This is a genomic window from Dyadobacter sediminis, assembly GCF_005860765.1.
GTDB lineage: Bacteria > Bacteroidota > Bacteroidia > Cytophagales > Spirosomataceae > Dyadobacter > Dyadobacter sediminis.
In genome coordinates this window covers 610,140-629,424 of sequence record NZ_VCEI01000025.1, presented here as the reverse complement: position 1 = coordinate 629,424, position 19,285 = coordinate 610,140, and the positions used below count along the sequence as shown (strand labels likewise).

The following is a 19,285-nucleotide window of genomic DNA, read 5'->3' as shown; positions in this document are numbered from 1 at the left end:
ACATTATCCGCAGAATACTGCACGTTTCGAAATAGGCTTATCACCGGGAGTATCATCGTGAAGGAAGAGGTGAGTTCCTGTAATCCGCTTTCAGCCGTAGAAGTTTGTTTTCTTTTTCAAATACGAAAAGCCGTTTACCCAAGGCTTTCAGATAAGAAGCATTTGTTTTCAGCAGCATTCGCCGTGTTATTCCAAACTGGTCCTGTTACTCTGTTATCCATTTTATTGCAGCCGTTACTTTTTTGTCCTTCAGAATGTCATTAAAGTTATCTCCATCTTTGATCGGGATATCAGGTGTAACGCCATGGTTATAAACACGGCCCTTTCCATCCGAGTAATAGCCGGTTGAAATAAAAAGTACGATACCTTTCCCAACGTTGAGCCCACTCAGGGATGACGTGAATCCCTTTGTCGGTTCACCGAAAATTTTACTGTTGTTCAAGCCTCTGAGTGCAACGGCAACGGCCTCTCCGCTACTTGCGGTGACAGGTCCCGTCAGAATGGCGATCTTACCTGGTTTTAGCCGGGCATTGCATTTTATTCCTGACGATGTCTTTTGCTCCTGCTGTTCATAAAAGTCTCCGCCTTTCATAATCCAGCCGCCTGATTCTTTCCCGTCTTTATCTGTAAAGGAACCGATTTTCCCGTCACCAAACAGTTTATTCAAGCCACCAAGCATAGCAAACATGTTACCACCGTAATTCAGCCTTAAATCAACAATCCAGCTACTGACATTTTTATCCATGAGAACACAAACCTGCCTTTGGATTTCTTCGTTATACTTCTTATCCATACCGGGCTGCGAATCAACAAATTTTGGAATTCTCAGGTATGCAACGGAGTCACTGATCCGGACAGATACAATATCCTTGTCATTTCCATAAGCAGCCTGCCTTAATGCCGGACTTATATTTTTGAAGTCATCCGTTTCATAACCCATGCTCTTGCTGTTGAAAAATACAAATCCGTGTTTATCTCTCAGATTTTGAAGAATAAGTTGTAAAACAGGAATAAGCTGGTCTGCACTTGTAACATCCTCAGTCATCCGTAAAGCCATTTTGTTAAGCTTTACCCAATCTACGTCCTTTCTGTTCAGTGCATTTTGCTCGGCAATATGCAACGCATACTCTGCATACAGCTGGAATAACGTTCTTTCCGATTTATTCAGCGTTAACGGAAAGGTATGATCGCCCTGAATCCATTTGCCCGGAATCTGTCCATTGCCCATCCTTGCTTTATACTTTGCGGTCATCCCGTCGGAAAACTCCAGATACAAGCTGTCACCCCTGATCAGGCACTCCGATGCCGGTAATTCAAAAATGTGCTGCTGCGGTATTGAAACGTCACACTTTAATTTTCCAAAGAAAGGCTTTTCGAATCCAAAATGCAGAGTAACGTTCTGGCCAGGAGCACTTACCGTTCCCGCCCAGCGTTTTTGATACAAGTTCTCTTCTGTTTCTGTTATACAACCAGTCAGAAAAACGACGACTAAACACAAGAGAAAATTTTTGTTCATGAAAAATTGATCGTGAAGTAATGATCAATAATCACTATAAATTCTGGTTTTAACAACCTAAGTAAAAGTAAGTCCGCCCGGCCGGGTTCAGCCCGTTGTTATAACCAGGATTCGGGAAATATCCGCCGACAGCATTATTGTGAGACACCTTCTTTTTAGTTGGCTTTGCCATACTAAAAAAGAAGGTGTCAAATGCTGCTGCAACATGTGTTTCTTACGGCGCTCAACAGCGTCGTTCGTCTACACAATCAAGAGCGGGTTTGCAATACGGGATTCAAGTGACGAACTATGCTGTACTTCCATATTGGCATATTGAATGGCCACTTTCTGAGACATAGGCGACCTGTAAACACCAAACTTCCAGTAAGGTCCGGTTGCATCCGGATAGCCCAGTCCGATGTTGGCAATGTTGACCAGTTCTTTTCCGTCTTTCCACCATTGCAGTTGTCCTTTTGTGGGAGAGAAGCGGATACGCATGACATTTTTATGCCATATTCCGCGCGTAAACTGCGTAGTGCCTCTCAATACGGACTTCGGGCTTTTGGTATGCGGGTTCTCCGTTGTCGCACAGGTATAAACGTTGGCCGTGTCCAGGCCATCCAGCCTCAGCCCAAGTACAGGCGGCGAGCTGATGTCGCCCGGGTCTTCACTGGCATGAAACTGACCAATGTAGCAAAATTCGGAGGGTTCCAGGATCAGCGGCACACCGGGTTCGATTTTGATGGCAAATGAAACCCAGACATCTCTGTCGTAGGGCATCTGGTAATTTTTCAGATAAAACTCCGAACGCTCTCTGTACTGGTTGGTATAATCGCCTGTCCAGACTTCTTTTGCATTAACTTCCACACGGTAAAGCGGAGAGGTTTTATTAACGGCTTTCTGCAGGGACCATAATTTGTTAGGCGTTTGGGTGTTGTAGAGCTTGTCGAACATGGTCAGCATGGTTCCGCTGGCTCCCACCGAAACATACTCTTCCGGAAACAGCGTCAGTGCTGTTGCTTCATGCGCATTACTGATTTCACTGGTATCATAAAAACTGATCAGCTGGATTTCGTTTTCAGAAGGTGCCACTTCATAGTCGGCAGTTGTCTGTTTTGCCCAGTCGCCGCCGTTTGTCCTTTGTATAAAAACATCGAACGTACTTTCAGTGCTCGGTCTGGCAAGTCTGACAATGTCCGCCTTACGCGTAGCAGCACCTGCGCCGGTACGGATATAGCTGGTAGGCACTTCGCTTTTTTCCAGTTGTATGCCCCACACCAGCATTCCGCTTGATCCGTCCCCTGCATAGGATTGCTTGCCATTGCTTATTTCAGGCCCGATAACGGTGGAAGTTACCGATTTTGTGGCGATGAAAGTAGCAGAACATCTCAGCCAGCCATTCCCGGCCTGTTCAATGGCTGCGTTAATGAAGACATTGCTTTTGTTACCGACTATGCCCGTAGCGATATCAAAATGGATTGTCGAACCATTTACGTTGAAATAAGCCCATTTACGTTCCGCTGCTTTAAAGAACGCACTTAACGTATAGGTGCCGCCCGGGGCTGTGGCGATCGTGGGGTTCGGGACAATGTAATGGGATGAAGAACTGCTGCTTTCCCTGATCTTGAATCCATTGGTCTTGCCATCCGGTGATTTGGTACCGGTCGCTACAATGGTTGCATACTGCTTGCGCCATCCGGCTGCATCCAGCTGCTGCGAAAAAGGAACCAGGTTTGTGGACTCCGCTTCTATCAACGCACCGGCCAGCGCAGGAGAAGATCCTGCAAGACTGTAATTGTACCTTAAACCCATGTAAGCGGCATTCAGCGTAGGCGTATAAGCGGTCATTGTACTTCCCGGCTCCATTTGGGCTCCCCATGCATAGATGTATTTGTCCGGACTTCCCAGGTAGCTGGTCCTGTTGCTGTCATTGAGCAGATAAATATGAAAACCGGATGCAATACCAAGATCAGGCATGGCCGAAATCTGAAGTCTCCACCAGCCGTTTCCGCTATCTACCGCATTATAACTAACCAGATTAGAGCTTTTGGATATAAAGGTGCCCGTGGCAAGATTGAATTTTACTGTCGGATTGCCGCCTGTATAAGTGGTGGCATTGGAAAAGCTGAACTGAACCCGGCTGCATGTGCCGGCTTTCAGGTAAATGCTGACGGTCACCGGCTGTCCAAGCGGAACATTCAGGTTCCGTGAAATCCTGTGTTCCCCCGTTGCGGAAGTTTCCGATATCTTGTTTGCCGTAGGCGTTCCGTCGGCTGCCATTACTTCACTGGCCACAGAAGGTGTAACCCGTACATTGATCCAGGGATTATTGGCGCAGTTCTGACTTTGCGCCAGCCAGTTTATGCCGGATTGGGCAAAGTGCAGATAGCCGTCAGCGCCGTAATACGATGCTTCACTTTCTCTTGAAAATAAAATGCTGCTGTTGAATGCAGATGGCTCTTGCCTGAAATCGAAGGTTTGTGCAGGTGTTGGCATATTTGGATCAAGAATAGGATAATGTGCAGTAACGGGTATTTACCTTGATTACTATAATCATCCGGGTTAAACAGATTACCAAAATTAGGCAAGCACCTGAACCTGTAATATGACCTTTGTCAGTCTAAAAATTGATATCGATTGATATAAACGGATGTTATGCCAAGGACTTCTGCATAAAGCTGCCTTGTGAATCCGGCAGCAAGTGAAGTGTGGATGCATCCTGATCGATGTGAATAGTCAATGTCGTAAAGCCATCTTCGGCCATATACCTGATTTCACAGGAATGTGACGGTGTTTTAAGCTTTCCCTTTTTAATTGGCCGGGTTTACAATCTGTTTCATACCGTCCACACGAAATTTGTAACTGCCGTTTTTGCAGGACATTTCAACAGACTATGACCTTGTGCAGGAACCTGCAGGCTGTTGCCGGCTTGCAGGCATTTTGAATCCGGTTACGATTGTACCCAATCCTAAAGAAACTGTCTGGATGAAATTCCTGCGTTTAATGTCCACTTTATTTGTTTATACAAAATTGTTAAACAATCAGTAAAGGATCTGTAATTCTGGATTCAAGCGAAGTGTTGGATTGTACTTCCATGTTTGCATATTCTACCGCGACCGTCTGCGGCATGGGTGAACGATAGATTCCAAATTTCCAGTAAGGCCCGATTGCATCCGGATAGCCGATTCCGATTCCGGAAACATTTACGAGTTCCACGCCGTCTTTCCACCATTGAAACTGCCCGTCGGTCGGAGAAAAGCGGATACGCATGACATTTTTGTGCCATATTCCGCGGGTAAACTGGCTGCTTGCTCTCAGAAAAGCTTTCGGGCTTACCGTATGCGGCGTTACCGTGGTGGAGCATGTGAAGATTTTGAAGGTATCCAGCCCTTCCAGCCGAAAGCCCAGAACAGGCGGTGAACTGATATCGCCTTCGTCTTCGCTGGCATGAAACTGGCCAAGGTAACAGAAATCGGAAGGGTCCAGGGTCAGTGCTTCACCCGGCTCAATCTTGATGGCAAACGAAAGCCACACATCCTGATCATAAGGCATCTGCGCGTTTTTCATGTAAAATTCGGAACGCTCACGGTATTTGTTGGTATAATCGCCCGACCAGACTTCACCGGCATTCACCTGTGCACGGTAAAGCGGGCATGATTTGTTGATTGCCTTTTGCAGGGACCATTGCTTGTTTGGCGTCTGTGTCATATACGTCCTGTCGAACATGCTGAGCATGATGCCCGAATTACCGACAGAAACGAAGTTTTCGGGGAACAATGCTACGGCTATATCTTCATGCTCCGTACTGATCACATCGGAGTCATAGAAATGGATGATCTGGATCTCGTTTTCGGATTGTTCGAGCTGATAATTGGTACTGGTCTGTTTGATCCAGTTTCCGCCATTTATCCTTTGTGTAAAAACATCGGATGCAGTGCTGGTGGATGGCCTGTTCAAAACGACGATATCTGCATCCCGGGTTACTGCGTTGGCGTTGGTGCGGATGTAGCTGGTCATAGCCACTGCTTTTTCCAGCTGAATACCCCAGATCAGTGCACCGCTTGTGCCGTCGCCTGCATAGGATTGCTTGCCATTGCTTATTTCACAGCCGATTACCGTGGATGTACTGGATGAAGATGCAATGAAAGTGGCAGCACAACGAAACCAGCCGTTTCCTGCATTTTCAATGGCAGCATCAATAAAGATACTGCTTTTGTTTCCAATGGTTCCGTTTAATATATCGTAGTGGATCGTCAGTCCGCTTACATTGAAATAGGCCCATGTGCGTTCAGCTGCTTTAAAAAACGCACTGAAAGTATAGGTGTTTCCTGCTTCGGTGGCAAGGATCGGATTGGGTACAATGTAGTGCGCTGAACTTGCGGTGCTTTCCTTGATCTTGTAACCAAATGTCACACCGTCCGGCGATTTTATGTTAGTAAACGGTGTGCTGGCTGCCTGCTTGCGCCATGGCGAGCCTTCCAGCTTTTGGGAATAGGGCACCAGGTTGGTGCTTTCCGGTTCTACCAGGGCGCCGGCCAAAACGGGTGCCGCATCCGAAAGCCTGTAATTATAACGCAAACCCAGATACGGATTTTCATCTGTCGGCGTGTAGGCAGTCATATTCATGCCTGGTTCCACCTGAGCGCCCCATGCGTACATATAACTATTTACATTACCTTCATAGCTGATACTGCTGTTTTCATTGAGCATGTAAATGTGAAAACCGGTTGTGGAACCCAGATCGGGAACGGCTGTCAGCTGAACCCTCCACCAGCCATTACCGCTGCTTACCGCCTGATAACTGATCAGATTGGAACTTACGGCCATAAATGTTCCGGTGGCAAGATCAAGTTGTACCGTAGGATTGCCTCCCGTAAAAGAAGCTGATTCGCTGAAACTGACCTGTACTTTGCTGCGTGTTCCTTCTTTCAGGTATATGCTGACAGTAAGAGGCTGGCCCTGCGGAACCTGCATGCTGCGTGAAAGCCTGTGTTCACCAAGTGTATATTCTTCAGAAATCCTGCAGGCTGTGTCCGAACCATCCGGAGCTGTCATGGTGCTGGCGCTCGTTACAAATGCCATCACCTGAACCCAGGGGCTGACGGCCAGGTTCTGGCTCTGCGATAACCAGTTTCTTCCCGGCCGGGCAAAGTGCAGATACCCGTCCGAGCCGTAGTAAGAGGCTTCACATGCTCTGAAAAATGAGATGTTGTTATGATATTCCGAAGTCTCTGCTCTGAAATCAAAGGCTTGTACAGGTGCTAGCATTCTTGAATGGTTGTATTCCGGTAATTATTTAAAACAATCAGGACTGAACCCGATCAAGGTAAATATCCGACCTGGGTTGATCAGCAAAACTATACAGGCACCTGCACCTACAACATGACATTTGTCAGGATAGAAGTTGACATAAGTTGCGTTTTATGAATCTTAAAAGTTTAATAATGTCCAGAAAGACCCCTGAAAGGTCATCGGGATTGCTGATTTAGAAAAATACACCTTTGATTACGGGAAAATTTTTTGAGGCATGCTATGTAACCGGTATACAGTTTATGCATTAACGGCATGCGGATTGTTAAAAAATGCAAGCCGTACAAATCCGGCTGCAACTGCTTTGCGCGCAAAGATTTCACAAACATATAGCCTCAACGGTTAGCAGCCCGGCCAATGGATTGAATGATGCGCTCCTCGTGTGCATTCCATACCGGTTTCCACGGTTATGAGAGACTTTCAAACTGATTTTACATAGGAAAAGTGTGGAAATTATGCCCGGAAATCACAGGTACAATAATATACGTAAAGCATTTAGATTACAAGTCAGACCTCCTGATCCCATTGACCCAAATCAGCAAGTAAATGCAATTAGAAAGTAGCAGTGCAGCGTGCCTTTTTAACAATGAAGAAAATCCCCCGGCCATCTGTCAGGTCTGTGTGGTGGTGCCTGTCCGTAACGAAGCCGGATCTTTATACCAGACCCTGGAAGCGTTGCGCCGGCAGACAGATCAGCAGCAGCAGCCCCTTGACCCGGCCAGCTATGAAGTACTTGTTCTGGTAAACAACAGCACAGACCATTCTTTTCAGATCGCATCAGAATACGCCCGTGATTTTCCGGCTTTTAGATTGATTGTCGAGAACATTCACCTGCCCGCACATCAGGCGCATATCGGTACAGTCAGGCGTCTGCTGATGGACCGGGCATATACCCGGCTCATGCGCAGCAACAACCTCAACGGTATTATTGCCTCGACTGACGGGGATACGATTGTTGATCATCAGTGGGTTCACCACATTATAGCAGAAATTGCCTGTGGCAATGATGCGGTCGGCGGCAGGATACTGACCAGAAAAAAAGCAGGAAGTGCACGTTTATACCATCTCCGCGATGTGACTTACAGATGTCTGCTCTCGCAGGCGGAATCCATTCTGGATCCTCAGGTCCATAATCCCTTTCCATGTCATTTTCAATATTTTGGTGCAAATATGGCTGTGACCTGTAAAATGTACGAGCAGGCCGGAAGGCTCCCCATCCTGCCCTTTCTAGAGGATGCAGCATTTCACAAGGCTTTGCTGCACCAGGATGCACGGATCAGAAAAAGCTTTAAAGTAAAGGTATACACCTCGGCACGTACCAACGGACGTGTCTCTGTCGGCTTTTCAGAACAACTTAAAAAATGGAAAGAAGATCAAAAAAATGGTCAGGCCCAGCTCGTTGAAGCTGTTGCCCCTTTGCTTGTAATGTTTAATGCAAGAAGCCGGTTGCGAAGATGCTGGTATGAATATCACCAGAATCAAATCATCTTGTACAAGGAAATAGATGAGCTGGCCCATTCCCTGCAAGTACAACCCGCCGGGTTACAAAACAGCCTGATCCGTGCTACCTTGTTTGGCGAGTTGTGGGAATCTGTTGTACTTCTGGTTCAATCCGATGTAAACTACACAGTCCGCTTTCAGCCCATCCAGCAAGCGATCATGCAACTTCGGATGTTTGTAAAAAACCCAGGGCTTACCGTTTCTGAAACGAATCCAGACGGTATGTCTTTTCCCTTAGACTGAATAGTAATTCCAGCGGCTGACCAGGACCTGACAGCAGTTGAAAAGCTTCATGTACCTGGTCACCGGTTAATGGATAATCATCTACTTGCGGCGTCCAGTGCACGAGCAGCAACTGGCCGTATTGATCAAGATGCGCCAGGATCTGCCCTTGTAAAATTTCCAAATCAGTCATTGACAAATAATACCCTACCTCCGAGATCAGCACCAGATCGAACCGCTCATCGGGAAACTGCCCCGGAACGGCCATTTGCTGCACCTGGACATGGTTAAACCGTTCCAGCCGCCTGCGTGCCTTGACAAGCGGTGCCTTGGCTGCATCAATACTCAGCAGTCTCTGGCACCGGACTGCCAGCATCTCACTCAACACCCCGATGGAACAGCCAATTTCAAATGCATTCCGATAAGTAGCGCAGGTCAGTGCATCCATGGTTGTTTTGTACTTGTTGAATTCATATTCACTGGTTTCGAAATTCCAGGGATCCTCGTTGTTTTGGTAGACCTTGTCAAAGTAATCCTCGGTCAGGCTTTTTTTATGATCTGACATATCTGTTATTGCTATACGTTTCTATAAATACCTCAAAAGGTTTGTCAAAGTGAGACAGTACTGCTTCAGACAACATGAAACCTTGCGGGTCATCATCGATCAGCCGTGTGGTCTGGGAAACATGGGCTTTGATGGCCTGCCGCTTACGGGCTACTGCCGTTTTGATATCCACGGTCCATACTCTGCATTCAGCCGGTAAGGGTAAATCGCCCGAATCTGCCCGTTCCCAAAGCCATATGAAGTATTCCAGTTTTCTGACAGTCTGCTGTTGTAAAGTCCAGGCATGGTCCACAATCTGCCATGTTGCCCGGTGGTCAGGATGTGGATCGCGCCGCCATGGAACAAACAGCGTTTGCGGCTCAAACCGGCTGATTACCCCGCGTATCAGGTCTGCGGCCGCATCAAAACCCGGCATTTGCATGGCTGGTACTTGACTGTCCTTAAGGCGCAGAAAAGTGATGTGCTCGGCAGGTACACCCAGAATTTCCAGCGCCTTTCTTGATTCCTCTTCTCTGAGACTGATCCGCTTTGCCAGGGGGTATTTTTCAGAGTCTGGATGTGACATGCTGCCATCACTTACAAAAACGACATGGACGGGTGTTCCCAATTGTGTCAGCAGATAGATAATGCCACCACATCCCAGTGATTCGTCGTCCTGGTGCGGCGCAACAATCAGAGTCCTTCCCAACTGCTCAACTGACAACCTGGAAGCGTTTTCATACCATTCCGGTTTCTGCATCAGTCCCATAGTTTAGCTGCATGTTGCTGATCTAAAACATATTGACCTATGGCCATCATTGCTGCATCCGGTGCTGGCTGCCGCAGATAAGTGGTCAGGTCACGGTGCAGGCGTTCCAGCACATTCGGGCGCATGAGGCCCCGGGCTCCTACAGAACGTTCAGCCAGGTGCATGCAGCGCAGACAAATGTCTTCAATTACTGTACGGGCCATGTTCACATAAGCGAGTATTTTTGCGGTTGCATCAGGCTCGTCCAGCCATTGGTCCAGATTTTCTGCCGCCTGATTGATCCACAGGTTTCCAGTTTCCACAAGGTAAGTAATCTGGGCAATCCTTGTTCTTTGAAATGCATCCTCACCGCGGGCCATGCTTTGTAAAAACCGGTGTGTTTCTTCCAGGATAGCCTGTGCCCCGCCCAGCTGCACCGCGGCAAAACGAATGGCGCCGCTGCTGAAATAAGGTTGCCGGTAATAGGCATCCGGCTCTGCAAGCAAATCCGACTCATCGATTTCAACCCCGGTGAAGTCCATTCTGAAACTGGCCGATGCACGCATGCCAAGTGGCTGCCAGAAACTGCTGTCTGACCGGATCGGCTGTACATGTTCAGTCGGAACAACACACATCTGCCATCCGGATCTGCCGGCAGAAACCAGCTCTCCTGTAATTAATGGTCTGGTAATCCAGTCTGCTCCGGAGCAGAAGGTTTTAGAACCTTCCAGTCTGTAGCGGCCATTGCCCAGGTCATGGATCTTTATCCCGGCTTCATCCTGGGTGTTCCATACGCCAAACAAATGGGCATCCGCATCAGCAAACCAGCGTTGTTTCCGGGTACTGTCTCCGAACAAATGGATCAGGTACAATGCGTTGATATGTCCTTCATAGATACGTCCTGCCGGCAGACTGGCTTTCCCCACTTCTTTTAAAATTTGCAGCAGCCGGCCTGTGCGGCCATCCTGAAAAGATAAAGGCTGCCCGGGCAGTGTAACCGATAAAAGCCCGGCTTTTCTGAGCAACTTGAATTCTTCTACCGGGAAGCGTCCATCCTGATCAGAACCTGCTGCATGCAGGGAAATTTCGGCAAATAGTTCCTGTAAAGAGGACGGGTCTTGCAATAGGGAATAATTGTCTATATGGATCATTAATCAGATTTTAGTGGCAAGAGATGCACGGTTGCACACTTGCGTATATTCCTAATTAACAAAAGCATACCAGTACAGTCAGGACAACACTTGCACATGCCCCAGAATGGAAGTCTCTCTATTTGAACTTAAACTTTCCTGCAAAGGGAACAAATCCAAATTTCAGTCTCTGCAAAGGTTGGATCTTGTCAACTTTACGCTCGCAGATGTACGGAATGGAATCGGACCATTCCTGGGAATTTACCGGATATTGGCATTGCAACCTCTGCAGGCTTCAGTATATTTATTTGTAATGGTTTTCCCTTCCAAGAATTCGCAAATTGTCGGGCTTTGTTGATCTATGATCAGATAAGCCTTAATGTGTCATGAGTTCCAACTTTTGCTTGTCTTTTACAAGCTGCATACGCAACAGGGCTTAATCCACAGCCTGTACTGCAGCTTTTGTATATTACCCTTGCTTCTGATTCACTACTTCCAGTATCTGCCTTAATTTGGCAAAACGGGTATTGTCTGGTCTGTTATCAAAATAAATTACCAGTATTACAACGAAACATGATAAATATGGATCTATTCAAGAAACAGAGAACCATGAATAGATTGATACATTTCATCCTGCTCTTATTTGCTTTTACAAATTGCAAAAAAGACGAACGCGACCCGGTTGCTTTGCTCGCTTCTCTTACAGGTATCTGGCGACCAGTAGAACGCACCTCACCTGACTTTGTTACCGTAGCGGTGACCAACGCTGAACCGGATATCCTGGAATTCAGGTTTGATGGTGTCATACTAAACAGAAACGGATTCAGGTCTTGCTGCACTCCGAACTCGTATACGGTCAATGGCGTTTATTTGAATATCACACCTCCACTACCTGCAGAATTGGATCCTCTTTGTATTGCTGCCAGCTGTGTTTCCTGTCAGGATTTACATGTGATCCAGAACAAACCTGACGAACTCACCATGTACTGTAACGGAAATGCAACCAAATTCATCCGGGAAAAATGACATCAGATAAAAGCTTTGTATAAACCCGGCAATAGCTGGCATAACGGCGAATTTTACATCCGACTGTTGTTGTCAACAAAGTATGTATGTTCAGCTGATTATTGATCAAAATATTATAAAAGTCAAGAAGGATCCATACGGCGATGATAGTATAATCCGGCTACAGAGTTCTTCTTTACGGATAATCCAAGAACTATGCGTTGCTCGTTTTTGATTGGCTGGATAACCGTCGTGCTGTTTTTTGGTTTGTCCATGCTTGTTCATGGACAAACGACTGCCGTGTTAACCGGCTACGTAACGGATGCAACAACGGGAAAACCCATGCCTTTTGCCCATGTCTACGTAAATGGATCGACACAAAGTACAAGCACTGACGAGAAGGGTTATTATACCCTGACCGGCGTACCGCTTGGTACCGTTGAAATAGCCATTTCATATGTCGGCTATCAACCTGCTACCCGAAAAATCCGGTTTGAGAACGGCTCTCCGCAAAAAACGGATTTCGGGCTGAAAGAAAGTGAACAAATGCTAGATGCCATTACAGTACGTGGAAATTCAAAGCGTTCGGAACGCCAGTTGCGGCAGTTTAAAAAGCAACTTTTCGGCGAGCCTTTTGGCGGACAGTGCCTGCTGGTAAATAGTGAAGTTCTCAACTTCAAAGAAGATAAGGATCATCTGTATGCAACGGCGAACGAGCCTTTGATTATTGACAATCAGGCACTGGGTTACCGGATGATTTATGACTTGCAGCATTTCGATGCTTCCTCCGCAGGAAAAGTCTATTTTGCAGGCACTACCCGTTTTGAAGAATTACAACCTGACAATGAACGCCAGGCTACCCAATTCCGGCGTAATCGGCTTACTGCCTACAAAGGATCCACCCGGCATCTGATGGCCACGCTGACCGACAATACCTTTGAACAGGCTGGCTTTCTGGTTTACGAGGAAGACGCCACCAAGCCAATCTCTTCTGTAGGCCGGGCCATTACGCTTTCTGCTGCAATCAGCGATTACAAACACTTGGTCCCAATTAAAATTTCTGCGTTGATCCAGCCAGGCCGGTTACCGGCCGAGCGCCAGCTAGTATCAGCCAGGAAACTTGTTATCTTCTATACAAAGGCAACTTCGAACTTTTCGCCCTATCCGGATGCCCGTTATGCATACACCGAAATGAAACTGCCCAGCGGTCGTACACAAATGACTGTCAACGGAGTCATCACCATGCCGGAAGGGATGGAAACAAAAGGCTCTATGGGAAATGACCGGCTATCGACCATGCTGCCTGCCGACTGGAAACCGGAAGGGGATCAAAAAGAGCTGAATAAAGACAGTCCACTGGCTATACAGGGAAAACTTGCTTCTCCTGACACTTGCTCAGGACGTATTGATGCGGATTTCAGAAAAAGGTTCAGGCTGCTGTCACCCATCCTGTACGTGCACATGGACAAACCTCTTTATGCGACCGGGGACCGGATCTGGATGAGCATGTATTTACTTGATGCGGCGAATCACCAGCGACCGGCTGGCGAAACGGCCATGCATGTCGACCTGCTTACATCAACCGGAAAACTTGTGCAGCACCAGTGGATTCATATTGTTGATGGACGCGGTCAAGGTAATTTCCGGCTATCCGATACGCTTATAACCGGAACCTACCGCCTGCGTGCCTATACCGATGAAGACGAAGTACAGCGGCGTCCGGCATTTGAACGGAATGTTGTCATCCATAATCTTTTCCACAGCAGCTCATCAATCCACAATGATTCTGTTTCTCCTGAATTGGACATACAGATCCTGCCGGAAGGTGGCCGCTGGATTTTCGGTTTGCCTGCACGTTTGGGTGTAAAAATCACACAACCCAATGGCCATGGCTTGTTGGTGGAGGGACGCATTGTCGACGATTTGGGAGCTGAGGTCGTTCGCTTTAAAACCAGCCGGTACGGCATGACCAGTATAATAATGCAGCCGAAGATACAACGCACTTACTACGCCGAGGCAGTATATAACGGCAAATTGCAACTCATTCCTTTGCCCAGGCCCGAAACCGAAGGACTGTCGCTTTCAGCTGATGCGGTCAGTGATACGTCCCGACTGGTACTGACCATCAGGAATGTCAGGCAAGCCGGCACTGATTCTGCATATGTACTCATCCAGCAGCGCGGCCGGATAGTCGACCAACATAAAGTTTTTCTGCAAAATGGAATGGCAAAGGTAAGCTTGCCCATGTTCACAGGATTGCCGGGTCTCATGCAGATTACCCTTTACGATGCCCTGGCCAGACCGCAAGCTGAACGGTTGGTCTTTGTACCCGAGTTGATGGAGCCGGTGCATGTCATGCTGAAGTTTGACAAAGTCCAGTATCAACCCCGTGAACAGGTTTTGTTGAACGTTCATTTAAATGATACCGGATTGCCGGCAGTTGCAGCGTTGTCTGCATCGGTTACGGATGCCGAAAAAGTACCCGGTGACACTGCCGAGGCTACTTTGCAGTCACATTTGTTACTTACCGGAGAGTTACGGGGAATGATCGAAAACCCCAACCAGTATGTAGCAAACCATACGGTCGAAACCCGGCAGGCTCTGGACGATCTGTTACTTACACAGGGTTGGCGCCGGGTCAGCGGTTCGCCGGAATCGGACTCCCTTGGCGGTGTATCGCTCAAAGGCCGCATACTGAATGCGAAAAACCAACCTATTCCCGGAGCGAAAATTGTGCTGGCTTTGACGGCACTCGGACAATCGTTCGTAAGGTCAGCAGATGCTGATCATCAGGGGCAGTTTCGACTGGCGGGCATGGCCATTACGGATACCGTTCAACTGGTGGCACAACTTGCTGACAGTCATTCCAAACCATTTTCTACCAAAGAAGCCTTTCTGCTGCAGCAAGAACCAGGCAGGCTTTGGGAATCCGGCAGGCTAACTGTTTTACCGGACTGGCCGGCTTTACAGGCCCAGCTGGATGCTGCCCGGATGCGGCAGGAAGCAAACGCCGATTTGTACCGCGACAAAACAGCAAAAGAGTTAAACGAAGTAACTGTCCGGGCGCGAAAGAACAATGAAAGACCTCAGGATATACAAAGCCGCAGCTTGCACAACGATGCCGACGTCGTAATTACATTTGATTCGAAATCACCGGTTTATTCCAATCTCTATGAAATGATCCAGGGCCGGATTGCAGGCGTAACCGTTTCACGAACAGTACCACCGCCAAACGGACAGGTAACGCCGCCTGGCTACAAGGTAACCATACGAGGCATGAACAGCTTCAATAATGGTACACAGCCGCTGTATTTGATGGATGGCATCCCGGTTAAGGACCCTGACGGAACCGTTTTGATGAACTTCAACCCGGGAGATATAGAACGAATCGAAGTATTGAAAAATGCCGGTACAGTGGGTATATACGGTTTACAGGGAGGAAATGGCGTGATTGCTTTTTACTCCAAAGGCGCACGGTCCATGCAGGCAAACATAAAGTCCAGAGACGTTAGCATCCTGCTTCCATTTATCGGATACCCATCTGTGCAGCGCGAGTTCTATGTACCGGTATACCAGGCAGATGCAACTGCCGCCACCATGTCCGGTCCCGCCGATAACCGGGACGTACTTTACTGGAAACCCCTTATGCAAACAGACCGGCAGGGAAACAGCCAGCTCCGTTTTCCATTGTCGGATACGGTACGAACGCTGCGTATAATGATCCAGGGTATTACCGCCAATGGTCGTCCTGTACTGGGCGTTCAGATCATCCACGTTCAGTAATACAAAGGTGATTTCTCTGCAATGGGCAAGATGTCCTTGATCCGGAATTTTTAAAGCGATTTTTAATCCTGATCCGATTGGCAGATCAGAACTTTTGCCAAAGAAACAGGCACCGGACAAGAGTTAAAACCGGTTAATAAGTTTTTCAAAAACTTTGTGCTGGCAGCGGGCGTCTGGCGTAAGCATATTGGTTGTAAATTACAGCTAACTTACTTTAAACAGAATCTGACCTTAAAAAATGAACCCTGCTTTACGATCCCGACGCAACATCCTGTTCCTGTTTACGTATCTCCTCTTCACCTGCCTGAGTGCCTTTGCGCAGCCTGCAATCGAGTGGGATAAAATCTATGAACCTTACTATTCTTCGAAGGTATCAGTTGTACGTCCTACTTCGGATGGCGGTATCATCGCAGGACGCTCGGACTTTTCAGAAGGCTCGAATTACGTGATAGCCAAATTCGATGCAGCTGGTGTCAAAGAATGGGGTAAAATCTTTGCCGGCAACAAGCGTGACGATCTTACTGCGATCATTCAGACTACTGACGGAGGCTATTTGCTGGGAGGCTCTTCCAGATCCAATAAGTCGGCAGTCAAATCGCAGTCTCCTTACGGGTACCCGATGGACTACTGGATTATCAAAATCAATTCCAATGGTACCAAGCAATGGGACAAGACTTTCGGGGGAACACTCCTGGACGAGCTGACTACGCTGATACAAACCTCGGATGGCGGCTACCTGATTGGCGGATCATCGAGTTCAGACAGCAGCGATACCAAAACCGAGAACAGTATTTCGGGCATGGATTACTGGGTTGTCAAAATTACGTCAGACGGTACCCGGCAGTGGGATAAAACGATTGGCGGGTTGTTAGACGACAGATTGGCATTTATTGATCAGACACCAGCCGGTAACTATATTCTGGCCGGCTACTCGTCATCACCGGTCAGCGGGGATAAAACCGCGGCTTCAAAAGGTGCCGAAGATTTCTGGATTGTGCAACTATCCCAAACCGGCACCAAACAGTGGGACAAAACGATCGGCGGCAGCGGCAGCGACCTGTTGACGGCCATGATCCGCACTCGGGACGGTGGCTACCTGCTGGGAGGGTCTTCGGGTTCTACCGATGCCAGCGGCGATAAATCCGAAAACGGACAGGGGCTCAAAGATTTCTGGGTAATGAAAATGAATGCAAACTGGGACAAGCAGTGGGATAAAACATTTGGAGGCAAAAAAGACGACATCCCCAGATCGCTGGCACAAACCGCTGACGAGGCCTACATCATCGGCGGCGATTCCGAATCGGAAATCAGCGGCAACAAAACCGGCGTGCTGAAAGGCGACTCGGATTATTGGGTGATCAAACTGAATGCATCCGGGGCGAAGATCTGGGAAAAAACGGTTGGCGCAGCAGCGGGCTCGAAAAGCAGCCTTGTCAGTGTAGTTCCTGCCCCGGATGGGACAAACCTTTTATACGGAAGTTCTTATAGCCAGTATCCCGGTAATGATAAAACAAAGGGTTCGGTTGCGACCTTCTGGATCGTAAAACTGCTGGCCGAGTCCAATACCAAAGCGCTTTCATTTTCCGCCGGGACATTAAAATATGTAAACAGCGGAAGTACGACCACGCCAACCCAGTCATTAGGCCTTTCGGCAAATACGGGAACCCCTGTTGTAACCCTGACGAAATCACATGCCAACTGGCTGACGCTGCCAGCTGCCTCGCTGGGATCATTGCCTTTTGCAGTAAATCCGTCAGGTCTTTCTCCCAAGGTATATACCTCGGTAGTGGTAGCGACTGCGCCGGGATATGCACGTGCATTCACGAAAATCAACCTGCATGTCAATGATGTAACCACGCCTCCTACGCTCAATCCGATCGGATATCAGGAAGGAACCGCTGGTAAGACGATCACTTTTCAGGCTGCCGCCAAGATATCAATAGGGCAATCGGCGCGATTTTCGCTGATCGGTGCGCCGAAGGGCGCCACGATCGGCGCCTCAGACGGCGTGTTCAGCTGGGTACTTAATCAGGCGCCGGGTATCTACCAGTTTGTGGTCAGGGTAAGCGTTGCGAATTACCCGCAATTGTTTGACGAGGAAAAAATCACGGTGACAATTCTGAAAAACTACGAGCCGACGGTCATCAGGATCAATGCAGGAGGAGGCGATTACACGACTTCCGACGGGCGCGTTTTCGAGGCTGACAAATATTATGACGGGCTGGACAGGACCAGTTACGTCGCCGACGTGGATATTCTGAATACCGAAGACGATGAGCTATACCGGTCAGGAAGGAGTTCCGAATATTTCAATTACCATATTCCCGTTGCTTATGGAACGGTCAAGGTAACGCTTCATTTTGCCGAAACCTATTGGGGCGTTTACCCCGGACGAACCAGTGGAACAGGCCGGCGCCGTTTTGACGTTTATGCGGAAGACCAGCTGAAACTGGGCAATTACAGCATCATCGCCGAAGCAGGTGCCCCTTTGACAGCAATACAGGAAACCTTTGAAGTGGAAGTGAAAGACGGCGATCTTAACCTCGCGTTCCGGTCCATCACCCAAAACCGCGACCAGCCAAGATTAGCGGCCATTGAAGTGGAATTTACCAGTCCTTCGGCCACCGTGATACTCAATCCGGTTGCTGATTCCTACATTTCGTACGGAGCCAATGCAAATACAAATTATGGAACAGAACCCGAGCTGAATGTCAAACAAAGTGGCAATCTGGAGGAATCCCGGAATGCCTTTCTGAAATTTTCCCTGGCAAACTTCAAAGATGTTGCCAGTGCAAAGTTCCGCATATACGGGTATAATCAACAGGCGAAAACCAATGTGAAGCTGATTCTGGCAGGCCTGAACGACGACAACTGGACAGAAACCGGCATCACGGCCAACAATGCGCCTGCCTTTTCTGCTGCCGTGTTACTGGCACAGCTGAATGTAACCAGAACACCCGAGTATTTTGAAGTCGATATTACCGACTTTGCGAAGGTCCAGTTTGCAGGCGATAAAGTGCTCACCTTACGAATTCATGAGAGTTATGGAGGTAAGAGAATTGTATTAAACAGCCGGGAAAATGCGGTCAACCGACCCGAGCTGATCGTCACCACCAACGAACCCGTCCATGCTGCCACCAGGCTGATGGCAGAGGCAGAAAGTGAAGATCCGCAGCCCGATGGAGCAAGTTCCGTTATTTATCCGAATCCGGTACAAAACCGGTTTACGCTTCAAATTGGAAACCAGCATCGGGAAAACGCATCTTTGGAGCTCTTCAATGAAGCAGGGAATACTTATCCGATCAAAACGCCGCCAGCCCTGCGAGCAGGGTCAAAAACAGAAATCAACATCGCTGATCTGTCACTTACGACTGGTATTTACCTGTTAAAAGTCCAGTCCGTATCGAAGTCGGAGGTATTAAAAGTAGTTGTTACCCAACAGGACTAGATAAAGCAGGTTGCAAAAAAGCCGTTTTGGAAACTCCAAGACGGCTTTTTTTGTGAGAAGACAAGGCAAGTAGAATCCACGGAGGCATTGGCTGTATGGA

At 48.0% G+C, this 19,285-nt stretch carries 10 protein-coding genes; 4 read left to right on the top strand and 6 right to left on the bottom strand.

Translation table 11 applies throughout. The features are described from left to right. Positions 1-205 precede the first annotated feature (205 nt). The 3 genes from FEM55_RS15070 to FEM55_RS15060 all read right to left on the bottom strand — a co-directional run bounded on the left by FEM55_RS15070 (position 206) and on the right by FEM55_RS15060 (position 6,763). Entirely contained in the window at positions 206-1,444 is a 1,239-nt protein-coding gene (locus tag FEM55_RS15070) for a S41 family peptidase (protein WP_171036561.1), read from the bottom strand. Between the two features lie 312 nt (positions 1,445-1,756). Further along, positions 1,757-3,991: a phage head spike fiber domain-containing protein gene (locus tag FEM55_RS15065; RefSeq protein ID WP_138282177.1), complete on the bottom strand. Its 2,235-nt coding sequence runs from the start codon at positions 3,989-3,991 to the stop codon at positions 1,757-1,759. Positions 3,992-4,528: 537 nt separating this feature from the next. Further along, positions 4,529-6,763, bottom strand: coding sequence for a phage head spike fiber domain-containing protein (locus FEM55_RS15060; RefSeq protein WP_138282176.1), 2,235 nt, complete (start codon positions 6,761-6,763; stop codon positions 4,529-4,531). Positions 6,764-7,351: 588 nt separating this feature from the next. Here FEM55_RS15060 and FEM55_RS15055 point away from each other — a divergent pair. Beyond that, positions 7,352-8,548, top strand: coding sequence for a glycosyltransferase family 2 protein (locus FEM55_RS15055; protein ID WP_138282175.1), 1,197 nt, complete (start codon positions 7,352-7,354; stop codon positions 8,546-8,548). Here the strand turns inward: FEM55_RS15055 and FEM55_RS15050 are convergent. From FEM55_RS15050 to FEM55_RS15040, 3 genes are read right to left on the bottom strand one after another with little or no spacing between them, the layout of a single operon-like run. Beyond that, the gene (locus FEM55_RS15050; protein WP_138282174.1) at positions 8,499-9,092 is read right to left on the bottom strand and encodes an SAM-dependent methyltransferase; all 594 of its coding nucleotides are present in this window, start codon (positions 9,090-9,092) and stop codon (positions 8,499-8,501) included. The genes FEM55_RS15055 and FEM55_RS15050 overlap by 50 nt on opposite strands. After that, positions 9,079-9,840, bottom strand: coding sequence for a PIG-L deacetylase family protein (locus tag FEM55_RS15045; RefSeq protein WP_138282173.1), 762 nt, complete (start codon positions 9,838-9,840; stop codon positions 9,079-9,081). The genes FEM55_RS15050 and FEM55_RS15045 overlap by 14 nt, the downstream gene beginning before the upstream one ends. Continuing rightward, complete coding sequence (locus tag FEM55_RS15040) at positions 9,831-10,970, bottom strand: acyl-CoA dehydrogenase family protein (protein ID WP_138282172.1); 1,140 nt, start codon at positions 10,968-10,970, stop codon at positions 9,831-9,833. The genes FEM55_RS15045 and FEM55_RS15040 overlap by 10 nt, the downstream gene beginning before the upstream one ends. Positions 10,971-11,558: 588 nt before the next feature. Between FEM55_RS15040 and FEM55_RS15030 the strand changes: the two genes are divergently transcribed. The 3 genes from FEM55_RS15030 (at position 11,559) to FEM55_RS15020 (ending at position 19,185) form a co-directional block, all read left to right on the top strand. Further along, on the top strand, positions 11,559-11,975 hold the full coding sequence (locus FEM55_RS15030; RefSeq protein WP_138282170.1) for a hypothetical protein: 417 nt from the start codon (positions 11,559-11,561) through the stop codon (positions 11,973-11,975). A 195-nt stretch (positions 11,976-12,170) separates the two neighbouring features. Continuing rightward, the gene (locus FEM55_RS15025; RefSeq protein WP_138282169.1) at positions 12,171-15,737 is read left to right on the top strand and encodes a carboxypeptidase regulatory-like domain-containing protein; all 3,567 of its coding nucleotides are present in this window, start codon (positions 12,171-12,173) and stop codon (positions 15,735-15,737) included. A 238-nt stretch (positions 15,738-15,975) separates the two neighbouring features. Next, entirely contained in the window at positions 15,976-19,185 is a 3,210-nt protein-coding gene (locus tag FEM55_RS15020; RefSeq protein WP_138282168.1) for a CBM96 family carbohydrate-binding protein, read from the top strand. Positions 19,186-19,285 lie beyond the last annotated feature (100 nt).